The organism is Klebsiella sp. GN_Kp190 (genome assembly GCF_040061795.1).
Lineage (GTDB): Bacteria > Pseudomonadota > Gammaproteobacteria > Enterobacterales > Enterobacteriaceae > Klebsiella > Klebsiella michiganensis.
The window spans coordinates 44486-62633 of the sequence record NZ_JBEAFN010000008.1 but is presented as its reverse complement, the minus strand read 5'-3'; the positions used below and the strand labels follow the sequence as shown (position 1 = coordinate 62633).

Here is an 18148-nt window from a genome sequence, read left to right as displayed (position 1 = left end):
GCCGACCTGTTTATTATTCTATTATGGCTTTCTGTTCGGGCGAGTTTGCCCCGTAATCATTAATGGTCTGGAAGGTGATATTTCCCTGCGCGTTCGCCGGCAGTTTTAAATCCGCCTGCGACATCGGCGCCACCATTGTCGTCGGTAACGTTGCGGTACCGGCGTGAATCTGTACCAGCGTCATATAATAGGGCGTGGGATTTTTCACCGTCAGGGTATTACCGCTTTCGTGGAAGCGCAGCTTCGCCGGCGCATCGATCGAGGCCATCGGCAGATTTTTCGGGCGGACAAAAAGTTTAATCCGGCTCAGCACCGCGATCTGCAGGGTATTTTTCCCTTTGGTGTCTTTTGCCGCCGAGGGAATCGCTTTAACGTTCACCCAATAGAGGCTTTCGCGATCCGCCGGCAGATTATTCGGCCCGACGTACATAATGCGCAGCGTATTTTCTTTCTGCGGCTTCATCACAAACAGCGGCGGGGTGATGACAAAATCGCTGCTTTTGCTTTCGCTGGCGTTTTCCACCCATGACTGAATTAAAAAGGTGGCCTTCGGGTCGGTATTATTCACCGCCAGTGAGACCTGATTATTGCCCTGCGGATAGATGACGCGGGTGGAACCTAATGATACCCCGCCGTTCGCCGCGGCGTGCGCCTGGGTTTCGGTTTGCGCCTGCGCCGCGGGCGCGGCCAGACCGGCACCGGCTAACGCCAGCGCAACCAGAGACAGGCGGGAAAAAGAAATAACGGACATAAAGTGCCTTTCACAATAAAGATTTGCCGCGGACGGCATCAGGAAATTACAAATAGGTTAACGTGAACCAGGTTTGTGCGTTTGCATCCCCTGCCACGACGGTTCTCGAGGTCGCGCGATATTTGGCGACAAAATTGAGTACGGTCGTATTGTCCTGAATAGCGGTAAAATTCATCGGCTGCGTGTTCGGGATAATTTGATTTCCCTGATTATCAAAAATGCCTAACCCGACGCCCTGCGCGCTCTGCGCACCGTCGGTCACCGCCAGTACCCCCGGATCTTTGCCATCCGTCAGGCCGCGAAAGGCCACGCTGACTTGCTGGCTTACCGTGGTATCGCAATCCTTCAGCGTAATGGTAAACGCCTGCGGATCTGTCCAGCTTCCCAGCCCATGAAATTCATTGGAGCGCACCTGCCCCATCTCAACGGTTAAATCCTCGCTACCGGCATCCACCGCGCAGGCGGCATTGACCACGGCGCCCTGAAATTCAACGTCGCCGCCCTTTACCGTTACCACGTGGTGGTTGCCCGCCTGTGCCAGAGCGGGAAACAAAAACGCCCCCGCGAGGGAAAACGCCTTCAACCGTTGTGTAGTGAAATTCATATCTACTCCTTTCAATGACACAGCCGCCGTCCCTGGCACAGGATCCCTAAATGAAAATGACTGACGCGACCTTACTGGTAAGTCACGTTGAACGTGGCAGTGGTGTCCACGCTACCGGCAGTCGCGGTATCCGCAGTCTGGTAGTAGTCAGCGGAGAAGTTCAGAGTGTTGTCGCCGTCGATCAGCGTAACTGCCTGAGACGCGGTACCCAGATCCAGCGCAGAGCCGTCTTTGTCATAAATCTGGATGCCGACGCCTGCCGCGTTGCCCGCGCCAGAGGTGTTGTCCAGCACGCCAGCTTCACCCGCCGCCGCGTTACCGTCGAAGGTCACAGATGCCTGAGAAGCGATAGTGGTATCGCAGTCAGCCAGCTTAATGGTGAACGGAGTTTTCTGGTTAGCCACGGAGTCTTTACCGGTGAAGGCAGACAGTTTAACCTGGCCCATGTTCACCACCTGGTTGGTGGTATCTGCGGTTACCGCACAGGCCGCATCGACAACAGAGCCTTTAAACTCAACGGTGCCGCCCTGAACGGTGGAAGAAGACCCGCTGGTCGCTGCCATCGCAGAAGAAATACCGCCAGCCATAACCATTGCCAGAACGACGCTTTTTACCATAAATGCTTTTTTCATTTTTAATCCATACACATTAAATTGATTTTGTATTCCCTCATTAATTACCGTTTACTTTTTTATGGCCGAAGCAATTACCAGGGAACGTTCCCCGCGGCGATAAAAAAGACGGTTTAAATATAAGAAGACACTCCGTGTTGTCCTGGGAATAATTCTTACAGAGAATTTTATTAATCTAAATCAATTTTTTCGTCCAAAACTGGACATTCGAAAATGATGCAAGTCAATAATGATAATTACGTATAAAAATCATGATGTTAATAATGCAAAGAGCTGGTGCGTCTAAAAAACAGGCGTTGTTGTTAGTATACTGTTATGAAGTTATTTAAAAATCGATAGGAATTCGTTTATTAATTCCCTTCAGCACGCCTCGATGGACGCTGATGTACTCCCCCTTGCGCAGTTCAGACAGGACGTACAGTATTCCGCTGCGGGAAAGATTGGTGCGCCGCTGGATAAAATTGAGCACGTTAATCTGCTCGCGATATTCCTCAGGATAGGAGCCGAGTTCCAGGATCAACGTTCGGATCATGATGAATGATTCCACGCCAATAAACTCCTTTTCGCGGATGGCCATTACCAATAAGCGATGGGCCAGAATCCGGGCGATATCATGCCAGAGATTTTGCTCGTCCATAATCTCCACAAACTTAGCAAGCGGAACCAATTGACCAGAGCAAGATGTTTCCGCAGAGAAAAAGTGCTTCGGCCTGGCCTCTACGTCGTAAAAGGTACTATATCCATCAATCAGCCCCAGTACCGAGGGGGAAAATAGCGTGGTTATCGCCATATTATTTTCACTATGGCAAACCACGCCGGTTCCCTCGAGCAGGAGGAATATATTCGCGTTATCTTCAGTATCGCAAAATTCAAATCGCTCGTCCGGCTGCAGCTCAAACGGCGTGCTAACCGGCAGCAGCGCCTGCATAATACGCTGGATCGCCAACAAAGGCCGGGTATTACGGCCAAACGCAAAGGAGCGTAAGGCACCACGGTCAAAATCTTCGTCGATAATAAACATTTTTTTCTCATTTTTGGCCTGCGACATTACTCAATTAAAATACTAGCACCAAATTTAAAGGAAATAAAAAAAATTAAAACACCCTTTAAGTTCAATAGTTTAACATCATCATTCTATTTTTAAGTTGCCGCTCCCCCTGGTGATATATCGACAAAAGCATTTCTCTTTTTTTGCATGCAAAAAATACGCTCACCGGGGAGAAATCCATTACTTTCGCCATCCATAAGCTATAAATTTATTCACATAAAAAACACATAAAAATGCTATAAAAAATCACATTATCATAAAAAATAATGGCTAAAATGATAATTAATAAGCCAGTAAATAACCATATTAACGCGTGCTCTCCTCCGCCAAAAAAGACGCAGAAAATGAATAAAAAATCGAAAAATAACGATGGCAAACGTTTGTCTGATTATAGTGGAAGGGGCTAACTTTCACGGGAAATAAGCATTCTGCGTAACGCGCGCAGTACCCTGGCAATGAATAGTCAGGCAAAAGCATCATGATGTCCCGGCGGAAATGCGTCCCCGCAGGCAGATTGCGCGACGTCTACCCGGGAGGGGGCATGAAGCGCCCGCCCGGCGCCGCGATAATTTACGCTGTAAACAGCTGAAATTTCTCTTTATCGCTATCGGCGATCGCTCTTAATACCCGGCAGAGGACCCCAGCGGCGACCACGTTCGCCGGTATGGAACGGTTCACCACGCTGCCGGCGCCAATGACCGAGTTTTTTCCGATGGTGACGCCTGGGTTGATAATCACCCCGGTACCCAGCCAGACGCCGTCTTCAATCACCACCGGCTGAGAGAACTGCTGCTGGGTGTGCCGCAGATCCGGATGAATCGGATGGCCGGCGGTGGAAATGGTCACGTTGGGCGCAAACATCACGTTATTGCCGATGATAATGTCGGCATCATCGACCAGCGTCAGGTTGAAGTTCGCGTAAAAATTATCGCCAATGGTGGTGTGGGTGCCGTAGGCCACATGAATCGGAGGCTCTATCCAGCACTGCTCGCCCACGGCGGCGAACATCCGCTGAATAATGTCGTTTCTTAATTCCTGATTAAAGGGGTGCGAGTGGTTGTATTCGTAAGCTCGCGCCTTGCCCATCAGCCGCTGCTGCGGTAACCCATATCCTGAATCAAGATAAAGCTCGCCGCTGTTCATTCTTTCCTTCATATCCATGGTCAATATTTCCTCATTTATCAATCACATCCTTGTGAATTATCGGACTGTTTTCTACACCGTCATCGCGCTATCGCTCATCTTTTCCGACGTGGCCTTACCCGATAAGGTAAAGGCGGAGATTAACGTGACGCTCAGGGCGATGCCGCCAAGGATCATATAGGTATCCTGGAAACCGATACGGTCATACATATTCCCGGCAAAAGCGGAGAGAAAGATCGCCGCCACCTGTTTGGAAAACTGGAAACCAACCAGGTAAATCGTCGCCGACAGGCGGACGTCAAACACGCCGGTAATATATTTAAACGCGCCTACCAGCAGGAACGGGACTTCCAGCGCATGAAGCATTTTCAGCGCCACCACTTCAGCGGCCGTCGTGGCGAACGATGATCCGATCATCCTTGCCGCCATCACCATGCCGGCAATCAGCAGGGTATTCTTCGCGCCAATGCGGTTAATAATCCACGGCGAGCTGAACATAATAATCGCGTTGCATATTTCCCCGGCGGTGGTCGCAAAACCAAAGGCGCGGGTGCCCGATTCCGGGGTGGCAAAGAAGGATTTAAAGAAGGTGGCGAACTGCTGATCGAAAACGTCATAGACGCAGGCGACGCCGATGACGTAGAGAATAAACATCCACATTTTGCGCTGACGGAACATGCGTACGGCGGTTTTTAAATCCACCGATGAGCGGTTAGCGCCCAGCGAGTCCATCACCTGTGCGGTCTGGCTGGCCTGCGGTTTCGCGATGGCCACCAGCACGACCAGTACCAGCGCGGCGGCCGACCCCATCCAGAACACCCACTCGGGGTTAACGCTGAACAGCATCCCCGCCGTGGTGGCGCACAGCGCCCAGCCGAGGCAGCCAAAAGTCCGCGCTTTGCCGTACTCAAACCCGCTATTGCGGCTCACGCGTTCGATATAGGCTTCCATCGCCCCGGCGCCGGCGGAGAACACAAAGCCGATGTAGGCCCCGCCGCTCAGCGCCCCGAGCCAGATATTGGTTTTCAGCAGCGGCGCAAAAACGTAAAGGAAAAAGGGCGCGATCAGCACCAGCAGCACCGTCACGATCCACATCAGATGCTTTTTCAGCCCCAGCTTATCGGAGATCACGCCCAGTATCGGCTGAAAACAGATGGCAAACAGCGACAGGCTGGAGAAAACAATGCCGGTCTCGGTTTTATTCAGGCCGATGACGTCCGATAGCCAGATCGGCAAAAACGGAAAACAGGTGGCCATGATGAAAAAGTAGAGAAAGAAGAACAGCCCGAAAATCCAGAAATTGGGGTTGTTTTTATGGGTACAGACGGTCGGGTTCATGGTGTATTCCTCAAAAAGGGCCGACGCGCGGCCCGTCGTCATCACACGCGTTGCAGGCCAATCAAAATGGCGCTTTCCGGATCGAGGATTGGCAGCGCCAGCCCCGCCTGTTGCAACCACTCACCGCTGACGGTCTGCGGCGTCGTCATCCATTCCGGCAGCTTACGCATGGTATGGCCACCCTCTCCCGTAATCTGAATATCGGGATGGTCGAGCAGCGTCACCTCGTAACGGGCGCCCGCGTCCAGCCCCGCCACGCGCAGCGGCGCCATCAGGGTGTAGTCCGGCATCGCCAGCTGGCTGACGAGGAAAATCGCCCGATGCCGATCCTCGCTCACCACGCCGTGCGCGAGGGTTGTGGCGTCCGGCATATCGATACGCCACTGCACGCCGTGATGAATGACATCGCGCCACTGCTTATGCAGCGCCGCGTATTTGCGATAGCCCGCGCGCTCCTGCTCATCGGCGGTCACCGGGTCCAGCTCAAGCCCCATATGACCGAACAGCGCCGTCAGGCCGCGAAACGCAATGCTGTGCTGGCGGAAGGTGGCGTGGCAGCGGCGGTTGCCAATGTGCGCACCCATCACTTCCGGCGGGAAGAAGTAGCTCATGCCGCGCTGGATGGTGTTGCGCTCAAGGGCATCGTTATTGTCGGAAGCCCAGAAGCGATGGCTGCGCTTCAGCACTTCATAATCGATACGGCCGCCGCCGGAGGAGCAGGATTCAAATTCAATATGCGGGAAGCGGGCCACCAGCGTATCCAGCAGGCGATAGAACTGGCGAGTTTGCGCATCGGCGGCGGCTTTGCCGTTATGGGCAGGCTGCACCAGCTCGCGATTCATATCCCACTTCACATAGTCCACCGCGTGCTCGCCCAGCAGCCAGCTCATCCGTTCCAGCAGATAATCAAAGGCTTCAGGGATATTCAGGTTCAGGACAAACTGATGACGCCCGGGGATCGGCGTATAGCCCGGCAGCGCCAGCAGCCAGTCGGGATGGGCGCGGTATAAATCGGAGTTCGGGTTAATCATCTCTGGCTCAACCCAGATGCCGAACTCCATCCCCAGCGACTTCACATGGTCGATAACCGGGGTCAGACCGTCAGGGTATTTTTCCTCATCAAGATACCAGTCGCCGAGCGCCGCCCAATCGTCGTTGCGCCCTTTAAACCAGCCGTCATCAATGATAAAGCGCTCCACGCCCAGCTCCGCCGCCTCATCCGCCATGCGCATGATGTACTGCGGGTCGTGGTCGAAATAGATCCCTTCCCAGGTATTGAGATGCACCGGGCGCGGCTTGTTGTCCGGGAAGCGAATAATCTGTTCGCGCAGATAGCGGTGGAACTGCTGGCTCATGCCGTTCAGCCCCTGCGCCGAATAGCTGGCGTAGAGGTTCGGCGTCCACAGCGTTTCCCCTTCCGCCAGCGCCATTTCTCCCGCCAGATAGAGCGCTTCCGCCTGCAGGTAGCGGCGACCGTCGGTTTTCACTTCCGCCCGCAGGCGGTGGTTACCGCTCCAGCCCAAATGCACGCCCCACACTTCGCCCTGCATCTCGCTAAAAGCGCGACTGCCGGTAATCAGCGCTGGAAAATGTTCGTGAGAAGTGCGTCCACGACGGTTTTCCAGCACAAAGCTGTCGTGTTCAAGGGTCAGACGATGGGGCTGGAATTCGCGGATCCAGCGGCCATGAAAGGCCATGACTTCGCGGGCGCGCTCGGCGACCGGCAGCGTGACCGCCAGGCGGTCCACCTGCCACGGCTGCGGGCGCAGGTTGGTTAAACCATGACGAACGCTGAGCACGCCGCTGCTATCAAGCTGAATTTCACTGCACAGCCGCAGGCCCGCCTGCGCGTCTTCGCTGAGAAGGGTTAAATTCTGCCCATCCTGCACCACCTCGGTCGTGGTAAACATCGGTGAGGCGTCCAGCCCCTGGCGGTGGCCTTCAATGCCCGGCGCGCCAAACAGACCGTGGCCCAGTTCGGCCATTAAGGTTACCGGGGAATCGACGTCGAGGCGGCCATTGGCCACCGGGCGGGCGATGCTGGCCGCATCCTGCGGCGAAAAGTGGCTTAAATGCGGCCCCCAGTAGATAATTTCGGCGAATGGACGGGTTTTGATCACCACATCGGCCGCTGCGCTTTGCAGGCGTAAAATCGAATCAGACATGAGACATCTCCACAACAAGGAATGCCTTACTGTTGATCCGAAACGTTTCGGGTGCCAACCAAAACGTTTCGGATCCGTGATCGAGTTCAGGAAATTAATCTGACGGGAGGAGAATCAGGCGGTTTCGCCGGGAATAAATTCAGGCTGCCAGAGCACCTGGAGAGAGGCGAGATCCTCGCCGGCGATTAAGCGGCGGACCATGGTGGCTATCTGGCGGCCCACGCCCTGCCGGGTGGACTGAACCACCGCGCCCACCGGGGTTTCGATGATGCTGTCCTGCGGCAAGCCGTCGTAAACCACCAGCGAGACGCGATCGGCGCCGGTGAGGCGTCCGAGCTGAGCCAGGGCCATCGCCGCGCCGTCGCCGTGGGTGTTGCAATCGGTGACAATCGCCGTTGGCGGTTCAGGCAAGCGCAGCAGCTCCATCGTTGCCTGAAACCCGCCGCGGCGGGTGGGCGGCACGCTGCGCAGCCAGGTTTCCGCCAGGCCCGCTTCGCGCAGCGCCTGCAGGTAACCGTTGCGGCGCTGGGTAATAAACGCCTGATTGTTATTTTCGCTCAGCAGCGCGATGCGCTGATGCCCCTGGCGAATCAGATGACGGGTGGCGCGGTACGTTCCCGCCTGGTTATCGAAATCAAACCAGGCGTAGGGCTGCGGCAGGCGGCTGCGCCCCAGGGCGAGAAAAGGAAAGCCGGAAGAGAGCAGCTGAATCAGGCGCGGGTCGTCGTCCAGGGTATGGGCCACGATCAGCGCATCGACGCGACGACTCTGCACCATACGCATATAGCCGTGCTTATCGGCCTGCTCATCGTCGGCAATCAGCAGTAAATCAATCTCATAGCGCGCCAGCTCGTGACTGATTTCTCCCACCATTTCAAGAAAGACGTTGTTATTCAACGGCGCGGGGCGCACGGGAAAAACGAGGCCAACGGCGTCAATTTTGCCCATTTTCAGGCGGCGGGCGAAGGTATTTGGCCGATATCCACGGCGCTGGGCTTCGGCCTCCACGCGGGCGCGCGTCTCCTGCGACACGTCATCATAGCCGTTTAGCGCGCGGCTGACGGTCGTTACCGAGATCCCAAGTTCTTTAGCAATGGCTTTCAGCGACATAAGTATCCCTGTCTTCGCGGGAGAATGCGGCTAGTGTCCCGCAATACGGGCATGGCGTCCAGCAAGAGCGACGCCGCGCGGCAATACCTGAACACCGCGGCCCTCGGCGCCTGATGATACGTCACAAAGAAATGAGAGGCAGCAAGACCGTTTATTCAATGTGGCGGTAAATTAAACGCCCCCTTCCTCATAAGAAAGAGACGAAGATACGCTGTGATTCACCAAGCTGAATATATTTGAATCCGACAGGTTTACCCTATACAAATCATATGGTTGATAGATGAATGACTTGAGCGCTCAACCCTGGAAAAATAACGCAGCGTCTGGAAAACGCACATTTAATCCCCATAAATCATTCGATTTATTTTTAATTAAAATATGAAGTATGTATCGGAATTATAATTCGCAGTTTAAACAAACATGAACACGGTCTGTTCATTGATATTTATCAACTAAGAATCACTTGATAAAAGTTTTTAAAAAGAGGGAGTGATATAAAAGCAAAATAATGGAATATGTTAATAACAGGGTTTTATGTATAACTCACTACTGCCTGTTTCTTCACGGCACGCTTTATTTTTTTGTTTATTTCTTTCAACATTCGAGCTGTTAACTTATGTCGCCAGCGATGTAGTAATGCCGGGAATGCTAACGGTTATTAAAGATTTAAATGCTCAACCGCATTACGTACCGTGGTCACTTAATGCCTATTTACTTGGCGGCGTCAGCTTTCAGTGGCTTATTGGACCGGCGTCGGATAGATTTGGCCGCAGGCCTTTATTACTCATCGGCTGTGCGCTTTTTTCTGTTTCCTGCCTGGCCACGCCATGGGTAGACAATATCCAGGTTTTTACTCTCCTGCGGTTTATTCAGGGAATAGGTTTGGGGTTTGTGGTGGTGGTGAGCTATCCGGCCCTGCAGGAAGCATTCAACGAATCGGATGCGATCCGCTTAATTGCCCTGTTTGCCAATATCGCGCTGCTGTCGCCGCTGTTTGGCCCTTTGGTCGGTAGCGTTGTGCTTGCATACCTGTCATGGCGCACGCTTTTTATTGCTATCGCGTTGATGGCGGCGCTCACCTGGTTCGGTTTGCTACGCTGGATGCCGGAGACGATCGGCGTCGTACGCGAGGATGGCAGTAAAATTGAATGTCAGCCGCTCGAGGTAAAAACCCTTGCGCGCGCTTATGGCGATTTGCTTACGAACCCACGTTGTATATCCGGCAGCGTTGCGCTTGGCCTCGTCGGGCTGCCGCTGATGGCGTGGATCGCGCTCTCCCCGCTGCTGCTGGTGCATCATCTGCAAATGAGTATGCTGGAGTACGCGCTATGGCAATTACCTGTTTTTGCGGCGTTGATTGCGGGGAATATCGTCCTTAACTTTACCGCTGAAAAATTTAAGCCGGAGCAGTTATTATACTTTTCACTCTCTCCCATATTTATCGGCATAATGCTGGCGCTGGTCATGACGCTAATATGGCAAAATATTATTGCGCTGATTATCGGCATGGCTATTTATGCTTTTGGCCTGGGCATTTGCAACGCCACGCTGTATCGCCTCACGCTATTTTCCAGCGAGCATGGAAAAGGTTCAGTATCGGCAATGATAGGCATGATTTCCGTCGCTATTTTTAGCCTCGGGGGGGCGCTAATGGCCGGATTGGGCGCCGGCGACAGCCTCAGCGCATATATTATCGCGGCCACTATTCCGATGCTGGCAGCATTATTCATTATCGTTAATATATTCACCAGGCAGAAGAGGAGTAAAACGAAAATAACAGCTTCAGGCCATTAATTACTCACGGACGACTTTTTATTAAGGATGAATAAAATGGACACTTTATCCTGCGTCGATGCCCTCTGCGCACTCGACAGCCCTTATCATGAAGATAGCGATTCACAACGGCTCTTTGATGAAGCCATGCGTGAAATCGTTGCATTTCATGTTATGAATACGCCGGGCTACCGCCAGTGGCTGGCCCGCCACAATATTCCGGCAGATGCGGCCAATATAGACTCGTGGTCGCAGCTGCCGCCGATCTTTGCCGACTATTTCAAACATAATCTGCCGATCGGCCGCTCCGGTGAGGATGCGCTTGAACTCACCTCTTCCGGTACCAGCGGGCAGAAAAGTCGAATGCGCTATGATGCGCGCAGTATCGGAGCCGCCCAAGGAATGGTCGATCGCATTTTCCGCCATTATGGCTGGGAAACGCCCGATGCGCCCTGCAACTACCTGCTCCTCAGCTACGAACCCGCCGATATCATCACGCTTGGCACCTCTTTTACCGACCAGTTCTTGTGTAAATACGCGCCGGTCAAACGCGCCGTTTACGCGCTGCGTCACACCGGGAGCGGGCATGAGTTCGACCCTTTCGGCGTGATTCGCGCTTTACAGGAGTTTGCTGAAGAGGGATTACCGGTACGAATCCTGGGTTTCCCGGCATTTATGTGGTTCATACTTGAACGGATGCGAGAAATGCAGCTACCGCCGCTCCAGCTTCATCATCAATCGCTGGCCTTTTTCGGCGGCGGCTGGAAAACGCATGCCGACCGTGAAATCCCTAAATCCGCGTTCTATGCGCGGCTGACCCAACAGCTCGGGATCCCCGATAGCCGATGCCGCGACGGCTATGGTTCCGTGGAGCACTGCGTGCCCTACATTGAATGCGCGCATCACCATTTCCATATTCCCGTTTATTCCCGCGCCTGGATCCGCGATACCGCCTCTCTGGCGGTGAAAGATTATGGGCAGCGCGGTTTTATACAGTTTGTGTCGCCTTATATCACCTCCTGCCCTGCGCACAGCGTGGTCATGAGCGATCTTGCACAATTGCACCGCGCTGAAGAGTGCGGATGCGGTGTGACAACCGATTGGTTTGAGCTGCTGGGCCGGGCCAGCCATAGCAAAGCACGTAGCTGCGCACTGGCGGCGTCAGAACTGATTAAGGGAAATTAATATGTATCTCATTCAGGGAAAAAACTATCCCTCGCTCACGCCAGAAGAGGCCATCGCCATGTTGACGAGCGGGCTGGATAGCGCGCTGAGCCAACCGCCGCGTCCGGAAACCGTGCTTGCCTGCGCCGGGCGTTTTATCGAACAGCTAAAAGACCACGCTTTCCTTCCTCAACTGGGCCCGGCTTATCGGGAAGAGGTCAGAAAGTTTTGCCAACCGGACGCGCTGCGCCAAAAACTCGAGCATGAGCTGGGCGATACCCCCTTTTCCGTGCGCCGCATTAACTACCGTGAACCGCAGTTTGAAGGCTGGCGTCCTTTGGGCGTCGTGGTGCATGTCACCCCAGCCAATGCGGAACTGCTTCCCTTCTTCGCAATAATAGAGAGCCTGCTGGTCGGGAATATTAACTGGCTGCGCCCGAGCGCCAGCGAACAAGGAATGACAATCGATCTGCTACGGGCGTTTATTCGCTGCGATTTAACGGACCAGCTGGCTAACTTCGTCGCCGTGGTTCCCGTCGAAACCACGCGCCTTTCCCTACTGCTTACCCACGCCGATGGTATATCGGCCTGGGGTGGCGATACCGCCCTCGAGGCGATTCGTCAACAGCTCCCTGGCGGGTGTCGCTGGATCCCATGGGGACATAAAATCAGCTTTGCCTGGCTACAACCGGATGCCGTTAATGAAGAAAGCCTTCTCGCGCTGGCGGATGACGTTTGCTGTTTTGACCAGCAGGCCTGTTCCAGCCCGCAAATCGTTTTTGTTGATAGCGATGATTCGGCGGTATTGCAGGATATTGGCGAAAGACTGGCGGAGGCCATGCGGCGCCGTCACGTACGGTGGCAACCGTTAATGCCCGATGAAAAGGCGGCGGCGGATATCACCCGCGCCGTCGCCTTCGCGCAGCTGGACACCGTATTTGCCGGGGCTGACAACGCTCTGCTGGCAGGAGATGGCTGGCGCATCATTCAGCAACACACCTCGGCCATAACGCCTTCACCGCTGTTCCGAACCGTCCTGCTGCGGCCGCTACCGCAAAATAAAGTGATGCAAACGCTGCGCCCCTGGCGAACCCACCTGCAAACCTGCGGGCTGGTTGCCGCCGATCGGGACAGAATCCCCCTCAGCCAACTGCTGCTGGCAGCCGGCGTCAATCGAATTACCCCCGTCGGTAAAATGCATGACGGCTATCACGGCGAACCGCATGACGGCGTTTACGCCTTAAGTCAGCTGGCTCGCCGCGTCACCGTGACGCTGGATGCCGATGTCCTGCCGCAGCAGGCCACGCTCGATCCGAACCCGCCGCCGCCGATGCTGACGGCGCAGCAGCCGATTATGGATAAAACGGCATTCTTACAGCACGCGATGCGGCCCAGCGCCCAGCTTTTCTTTCGCAGCGGCGGCAGCAGCGGCGTGCCTAAACTCGCCGGGTTTACCTATCGCGACTATCGCCGCCAGATGCAGGCCGCCGCCGCAGGCATGTTCGCCGCCGGGCTGGATCCCGCCCACGACAAAGTGCTCAATCTGATGTACGCGGGCAATCTCTACGGTGGTTTACTCAGCTTCTTCACCCTACTGGAAATGCTTGAAGTGACCCATCTTCCCATGGGCGGCCCCCATGATGATGACTACCACGAGATCGCCCGGACCATTGTGAATCAGGGCGTTACCACGCTCATTGGTATGCCAAGCACGCTGTATCAGCTCTTTACGCGAGAAGAGGCCATTCTGCGCGACTACGGCGGTATTCAGAAACTGCTGCTGGGCGGCGAACATATGGGCGTCGCCCAGCGTGACTATATTCATGGTTTCGGGGTGAAAACCATTCGCTCGGCGCTGTATGGTTCGGTTGATGCCGGGCCGCTGGGACATGCCTGTACGCATTGCCCGGATGGCGTGTTTCACCTGATGACGGATATTCAATGGCTGGAGATTGTCGACCCGCTCGACGATCGGCCCGTCGCGCCCGGCGATGCCGGCCGCCTGCTCTTTACCTCGACGGCCCGCGAAGGTCAGAAGGTGATTCGTTATGACATCGGCGATATGGGCCGTTGGCTGCCGGGCGAATGCCCCTGCGGCGCCCCCAGCCCCCGCTTTGAGCTTTTAGGCCGCCACGGCAGCCTGGTGCGTATCGGCACGATGTTTATTCAACCCCAGCGGTTGGCAACGCTCGCCGATGCCCCTGTTCAATTGATTCTTCAACATAACCCGCGCAGCGGGCTCGAATGCATCAACATCTTCACCGACGGCAATATTAATACCGTCAAACAGCGGGTCTGCACCGACCCTGAGCTCAAAATGGCATTGGACGCCCATTTGCTGGAGTTAGCCGTGACCAGCCGCCCGTTCAGCGAATTTGAACGGCATCCGCAAAGCGGCAAGACGCCGCTGGTCATTGATAAACGCCGTTGAGCGCACTCTCCGCCGATCGGCTCACAATAAGGATATTTGAATATGACAACAGCAAAGATGATGGGTCACTTTGATCCGCAATCCACCCAAACGGAAGAAGTGGCCGTAAGCCCACCGGGTCTCGAACAGCTTGTCGAGAGGGTTCGCTGCCGCTCGCCTTTCTATGCCGAACACTATCGCCATCTCGCCGCCCGCGGCTGGCAGCTGAAGGACCTGCCGCTTATCAATCCCGAACGCTACTGGGAGGGGAGCCAGGGCCTGAAAAACTGGCCCGTCCTCACCGGGCCGGTGGAGGACGGTATTGTCTTTAAGACCGGCGGTACCACCGGCGGCGGCAAGCTGTCGGTTTTTTCCCGCCAGGAGTGGCGTGCGTTCGTCACCAGTTTTGGCCGCAGCCTCTCCAGCCAGCTCAAGCCCGGCGCGCGCGTGGCAAATTTATTTTTCGCCGGTGATTTGTACGCGAGCTTCTTATTTATCCACGGCGCGCTTTCGCACATGTCGATACCGGTATGCGAGTACCCTTTCACCGGATCGCTTGAACCGCACACCCTCACCGAACAGATCGTCCAGCACGATATCAACGTACTGGTAGGCGTCCCGGCGATGCTGCTGCAATATGCGGCAGAGCTCGCTGGAAAAAACCGCCGTCTGCCCGGTATCGAGACCATCCTTTACGGCAGCGAGAGTCTTTTTACTGAACAGCTACAGCTGCTGGAATCCGCCTTTCCCAACGCCCGTATTGCTTCTATCGGCTGCGCCTGCGTGGATGCCGGGCTTATCGGACTCAGCACGCCGGATTGCCTGGCGGACGAGCATCGGGTCTTTGAACCCGAAACTATCGTGGAAATTATTGATGAAGCGACGGGCGAGCCGATCGACGAAATCAATCGTTCCGGAATGCTGGTGGTCACCAGCCTTACGCGCACGCTGATGCCGCTGATTCGCTATCCGGTAGGCGATTTGGCCGCCTGGCGTGAACCTCCGGGAAGCAAACATCGCAAGTTTATTTTGCAGGGACGCAGTAGCCTCGGGCACCGCTTGCGGGTAGGTTACGCCTCGCTATTTCCTGATGAAATAGCGGCCCTTATTACGGAAGAGATGGGGCATCAGCAGTGGCAGCTGATGCTGGAGCACGCCGATAACCGGGATCGTTTGAGCTTACGTATCGCCTTTTCCGGTACCCGGCAGCAGGCCGACAGGCTCTGCGGTCAATTACTCGCCAGGGATCACGCTCTCGCAGAACTACAGGCTGCCGGCCAGCTGTGCGTTCAGGTTCACTGGTGCAGCCAGGCGGAACTTATCCGCAATACCCGAACAGGTAAGCTGCAGCGGGTGATCGACAAACGCGCCTACCTCGCGCAGGAGGCGGTGAAATGATTGAAATCAGAGCGTTCCAGCGACAAGACGGCGAAGGTATCAGCGCCTTATTTCGCACGGTTTACGGCGATCGCTATGTCTATCCTGATATCTATATGCCCAGCCTGATTGGCTGGCGCAACGCCCGGGACGAATGGCACAGCGCGATAGCCGAACAGAATGGCATCATCATCGGGCATGCCGCCTTATGGCGGCACCACGCGGATAAGCAGACGGCCGAACTGGCCATGTTCGCGGTGCACCCCGCCTTCAGAAACCGGGGCGTAGCCACCCAACTGGGGGAATATTTGCGTCTTGCCGCAAGCAGGCTTGGCCTGGGCACGCTAACCATCAAAATGGTATCCAGCCATCCACACTCGCAGCGCCTGGCGCAGAGGCTGGGCTTTTACTCAACGGGGTTGCTCAGAGATTACGTCCCCTCCCCCTTTCAATCCGGCCTGCGTGAAAGCATTATCCTCGGCGTATTACCCTTGCAGCCACGCCCCGTCCCGCTCACCGCGGATGATAGCCGTGATGATGGTTGGATAAACTTGCTAAAGGAAAAATTTGGCGCGGCGCAGATCCCGCCCGCCAGGGAAACTTGTGCAGCCCCCGTTGAAATTGCCCTTTGTGATGATCGGGTGGACGTCACGATGAATATATCAACGCAACAGATGGTCGACGAGATTTCCCGACTGCCGGCCCGTAAACTGATTTATATCCGGGCGCGCGTGGATGGCGCGCTGATGTCGCTACGACCCAGGCTGCGGCGAGCAGGTTTTACCGATATGGGGCTGGAGCCAGCGGCCGGAGGAGAGTGGTTCTGGCTGCTGCAGCGCGGCTATCATCCCCGGCAGCTCGACCTCTCCTGCCCTATCGCTATTGCCCTGCAGAAAACGGCCGATGGCGATATCAATCATAACGCGCGCGCCTGACAATCCCTTTTATCTGACGCCTGTTTTTGGCACACCGAAGGCCCAGTGTCGGGCCTGACTAGTTCTGCTCGGCGACCAGCAGCGCCTGGGTATCCGGCTCCAGCGCCTGGAAAACGTGCTCCCGATCGGCGGGATAGCAGATGTAATCTCCCTCCCCCAGCTCTTCCGGCGCTTCCGTCAGGCCGACCCGCGCGCGCCCCTGGGTGACAATAATATGCTCCACCGAACCCGGCGGATGAGGGTGGGAAATGCGGTCCGCGCCCGGCTGGGTCAGCAGGAGATAAATATCGCGCCGCGCGCCCGGCGGGCAGGCGGCCAGTAAAATCGCCTGATAGTTTGCCTGCTCGGCGATCACTTTCGTTCCCTCGCCGCGGCGGATCACCTGGGTGGTATTCACCTGCGGCTCCAGCAGCCGGGCAAAGGGGATATCGAGGGCCACGCACAGCGCCCAGAGGGTTTCCAGGCTCGGGTTACCGTTGCCGGACTCCAGCTGCGATAACGTTGATTTGGCGATTCCCGCCCGTCGCGCAACTTCGGCAAGGGAAAGACCGGTGCGCGCGCGTTCCCGCACCAGGCTTTTGGCAATCAGGCTAATTGGCTGAGTCATACAGCCCTCCGTGTTTTTTATAACGAACGTTTCGTTCGCCTTGAAATGCGATTCTGTTACGTTCATTATAATGGAAATTCGTTCGATATGGCTAAAGAGTATGAAACAACACTTCGCTACGCTTAAAGGCGACACCCTCAGAGCAATTGTTTTAGTCTGCCTCGCGGTAGGCATCGTCGGGATGTCCTACGGCTCGCTGGCCGTCGCCTACGGCTTCCCGATTTGGGTCCCCTTTGTGCTTTCGGTTTGCGTCCTGGCGGGGGCCTCAGAGTTTATGTTTATCGGCATTGTCGCCAGCGGCGGCAACCCGCTGGCGGCAGCGGCGGCCGGTTTGCTGGTCAACGCGCGGCATATTCCCTTCGGCGTGACGGTTCGCGACCTGGTCGGCCAGCTCGCCGCCAGCTTCCTCGGCTGCCATATTATGAACGATGAAAGCGTGGTGTTTGGTCTGTCGCAGAAAACCCCCGAGCAGCGGCGGGCCGCCTACTGGCTGTGCGGCCTGGGCGTGGCGCTGATCTGGCCGTTGGGGGCGCTCCTGGGCGCGGGGGTCGGCAAACTGCTCCCGGCCCCGGAAACCATTGGCCTCGATGCGGTATTCCCGGCGATTCTGCTGGCGCTGGTGGTGCCGGCCTTTAAAAACCGCACCACGCTGATCCGCGCCTGCAGCGGAGCGGCCCTGTCGCTGGCCGCCGTTCCTTTCGCACCGGTTGGCCTGCCGGTTTTGCTGTCGCTGTTTGGCCTGCTGACGAGGAAAAAATAATGGGCAATATGACGCTATTTATCGCCGGTATTGCGATTCTTTCGCTGGGCACCTACTTAATGCGTTTAGGCGGGGCGAAGCTCGGCAGCCGGCTGGCGTTTTCCGAGCGCGCCCAGGCGCTGCTTTCCGATGCGGCGACGGTGCTGCTCTTTTCCGTGGCGCTGGCGACCACCTTTTACGAAGGCGAACATTTTGCCGGGATGGCGCGGGTGCTGGGCGTGGGCCTGGCGGTGTTCCTTGCCTGGCGTAAGATGCCGCTGATCGTGGTAATTATCGCCGCCGCCGTGGCGACGGCGCTGCTGCGGATGGCGGGCGTCGCCTGATCCGACCT

The 18148-nt window shown here is 55.9% G+C and carries 16 protein-coding genes; 7 read left to right on the top strand and 9 right to left on the bottom strand.

Annotated features, from left to right (window positions below):
• Positions 1-13 precede the first annotated feature (13 nt).
• The 8 genes from ABLU67_RS05880 to ABLU67_RS05845 form a co-directional block, all read right to left on the bottom strand.
• The gene (locus tag ABLU67_RS05880; RefSeq protein WP_025106542.1) at positions 14-751 is read right to left on the bottom strand and encodes a fimbria/pilus periplasmic chaperone; all 738 of its coding nucleotides are present in this window, start codon (positions 749-751) and stop codon (positions 14-16) included.
• A gap of 46 nt (positions 752-797) precedes the next feature.
• Positions 798-1355 (bottom strand): fimbrial protein, encoded by a 558-nt coding sequence (locus ABLU67_RS05875; protein ID WP_014227395.1) that lies wholly within the window; start codon positions 1353-1355, stop codon positions 798-800.
• 71 nt (positions 1356-1426) lie between these two features.
• Positions 1427-1987 (bottom strand): fimbrial protein, encoded by a 561-nt coding sequence (locus tag ABLU67_RS05870; protein WP_049079694.1) that lies wholly within the window; start codon positions 1985-1987, stop codon positions 1427-1429.
• 325 nt (positions 1988-2312) lie between these two features.
• Positions 2313-3008 carry a winged helix-turn-helix transcriptional regulator gene (locus ABLU67_RS05865; RefSeq protein ID WP_064378077.1) on the bottom strand — a complete coding sequence of 232 codons (696 nt, stop codon included), beginning with the start codon at positions 3006-3008 and terminating at the stop codon, positions 2313-2315.
• A gap of 597 nt (positions 3009-3605) precedes the next feature.
• Positions 3606-4196 carry a maltose acetyltransferase domain-containing protein gene (locus ABLU67_RS05860; protein WP_348852196.1) on the bottom strand — a complete coding sequence of 197 codons (591 nt, stop codon included), beginning with the start codon at positions 4194-4196 and terminating at the stop codon, positions 3606-3608.
• A 54-nt stretch (positions 4197-4250) separates the two neighbouring features.
• The gene (locus ABLU67_RS05855; RefSeq protein WP_032751995.1) at positions 4251-5516 is read right to left on the bottom strand and encodes an MFS transporter; all 1266 of its coding nucleotides are present in this window, start codon (positions 5514-5516) and stop codon (positions 4251-4253) included.
• Positions 5517-5557: 41 nt separating this feature from the next.
• Positions 5558-7681, bottom strand: coding sequence for an alpha-galactosidase (locus ABLU67_RS05850; protein ID WP_348852195.1), 2124 nt, complete (start codon positions 7679-7681; stop codon positions 5558-5560).
• A 114-nt stretch (positions 7682-7795) separates the two neighbouring features.
• On the bottom strand, positions 7796-8791 hold the full coding sequence (locus ABLU67_RS05845) for a substrate-binding domain-containing protein (protein ID WP_025106535.1): 996 nt from the start codon (positions 8789-8791) through the stop codon (positions 7796-7798).
• A 534-nt stretch (positions 8792-9325) separates the two neighbouring features.
• Between ABLU67_RS05845 and ABLU67_RS05840 the strand changes: the two genes are divergently transcribed.
• From ABLU67_RS05840 to ABLU67_RS05820, 5 genes are read left to right on the top strand one after another with little or no spacing between them, the layout of a single operon-like run.
• Positions 9326-10585, top strand: coding sequence for an MFS transporter (locus ABLU67_RS05840; protein ID WP_047722768.1), 1260 nt, complete (start codon positions 9326-9328; stop codon positions 10583-10585).
• A 36-nt stretch (positions 10586-10621) separates the two neighbouring features.
• Positions 10622-11749, top strand: a complete 1128-nt coding sequence (locus ABLU67_RS05835) for an acyl-protein synthase (RefSeq protein WP_049084524.1) — start codon at positions 10622-10624, stop codon at positions 11747-11749.
• A gap of 1 nt (position 11750) precedes the next feature.
• Positions 11751-14159 (top strand): acyl-CoA reductase, encoded by a 2409-nt coding sequence (locus tag ABLU67_RS05830; protein ID WP_348852194.1) that lies wholly within the window; start codon positions 11751-11753, stop codon positions 14157-14159.
• Between the two features lie 42 nt (positions 14160-14201).
• Complete coding sequence (locus ABLU67_RS05825) at positions 14202-15536, top strand: phenylacetate--CoA ligase family protein (protein ID WP_185219730.1); 1335 nt, start codon at positions 14202-14204, stop codon at positions 15534-15536.
• Positions 15533-16450, top strand: coding sequence for a GNAT family N-acetyltransferase (locus ABLU67_RS05820; RefSeq protein WP_032693306.1), 918 nt, complete (start codon positions 15533-15535; stop codon positions 16448-16450). Before ABLU67_RS05825 ends, ABLU67_RS05820 begins: the two co-directional genes overlap by 4 nt.
• Before the next feature lie 58 nt (positions 16451-16508).
• Here the strand turns inward: ABLU67_RS05820 and ABLU67_RS05815 are convergent, their stop codons facing one another.
• Positions 16509-17057, bottom strand: a complete 549-nt coding sequence (locus tag ABLU67_RS05815; RefSeq protein ID WP_004855902.1) for an XRE family transcriptional regulator — start codon at positions 17055-17057, stop codon at positions 16509-16511.
• Positions 17058-17157: 100 nt separating this feature from the next.
• Between ABLU67_RS05815 and ABLU67_RS05810 the strand changes: the two genes are divergently transcribed.
• Entirely contained in the window at positions 17158-17817 is a 660-nt protein-coding gene (locus ABLU67_RS05810; protein WP_348852193.1) for an AzlC family ABC transporter permease, read from the top strand.
• Entirely contained in the window at positions 17817-18140 is a 324-nt protein-coding gene (locus tag ABLU67_RS05805) for an AzlD domain-containing protein (protein ID WP_009653628.1), read from the top strand. Before ABLU67_RS05810 ends, ABLU67_RS05805 begins: the two co-directional genes overlap by 1 nt.
• Positions 18141-18148: the final 8 nt, after the last annotated feature.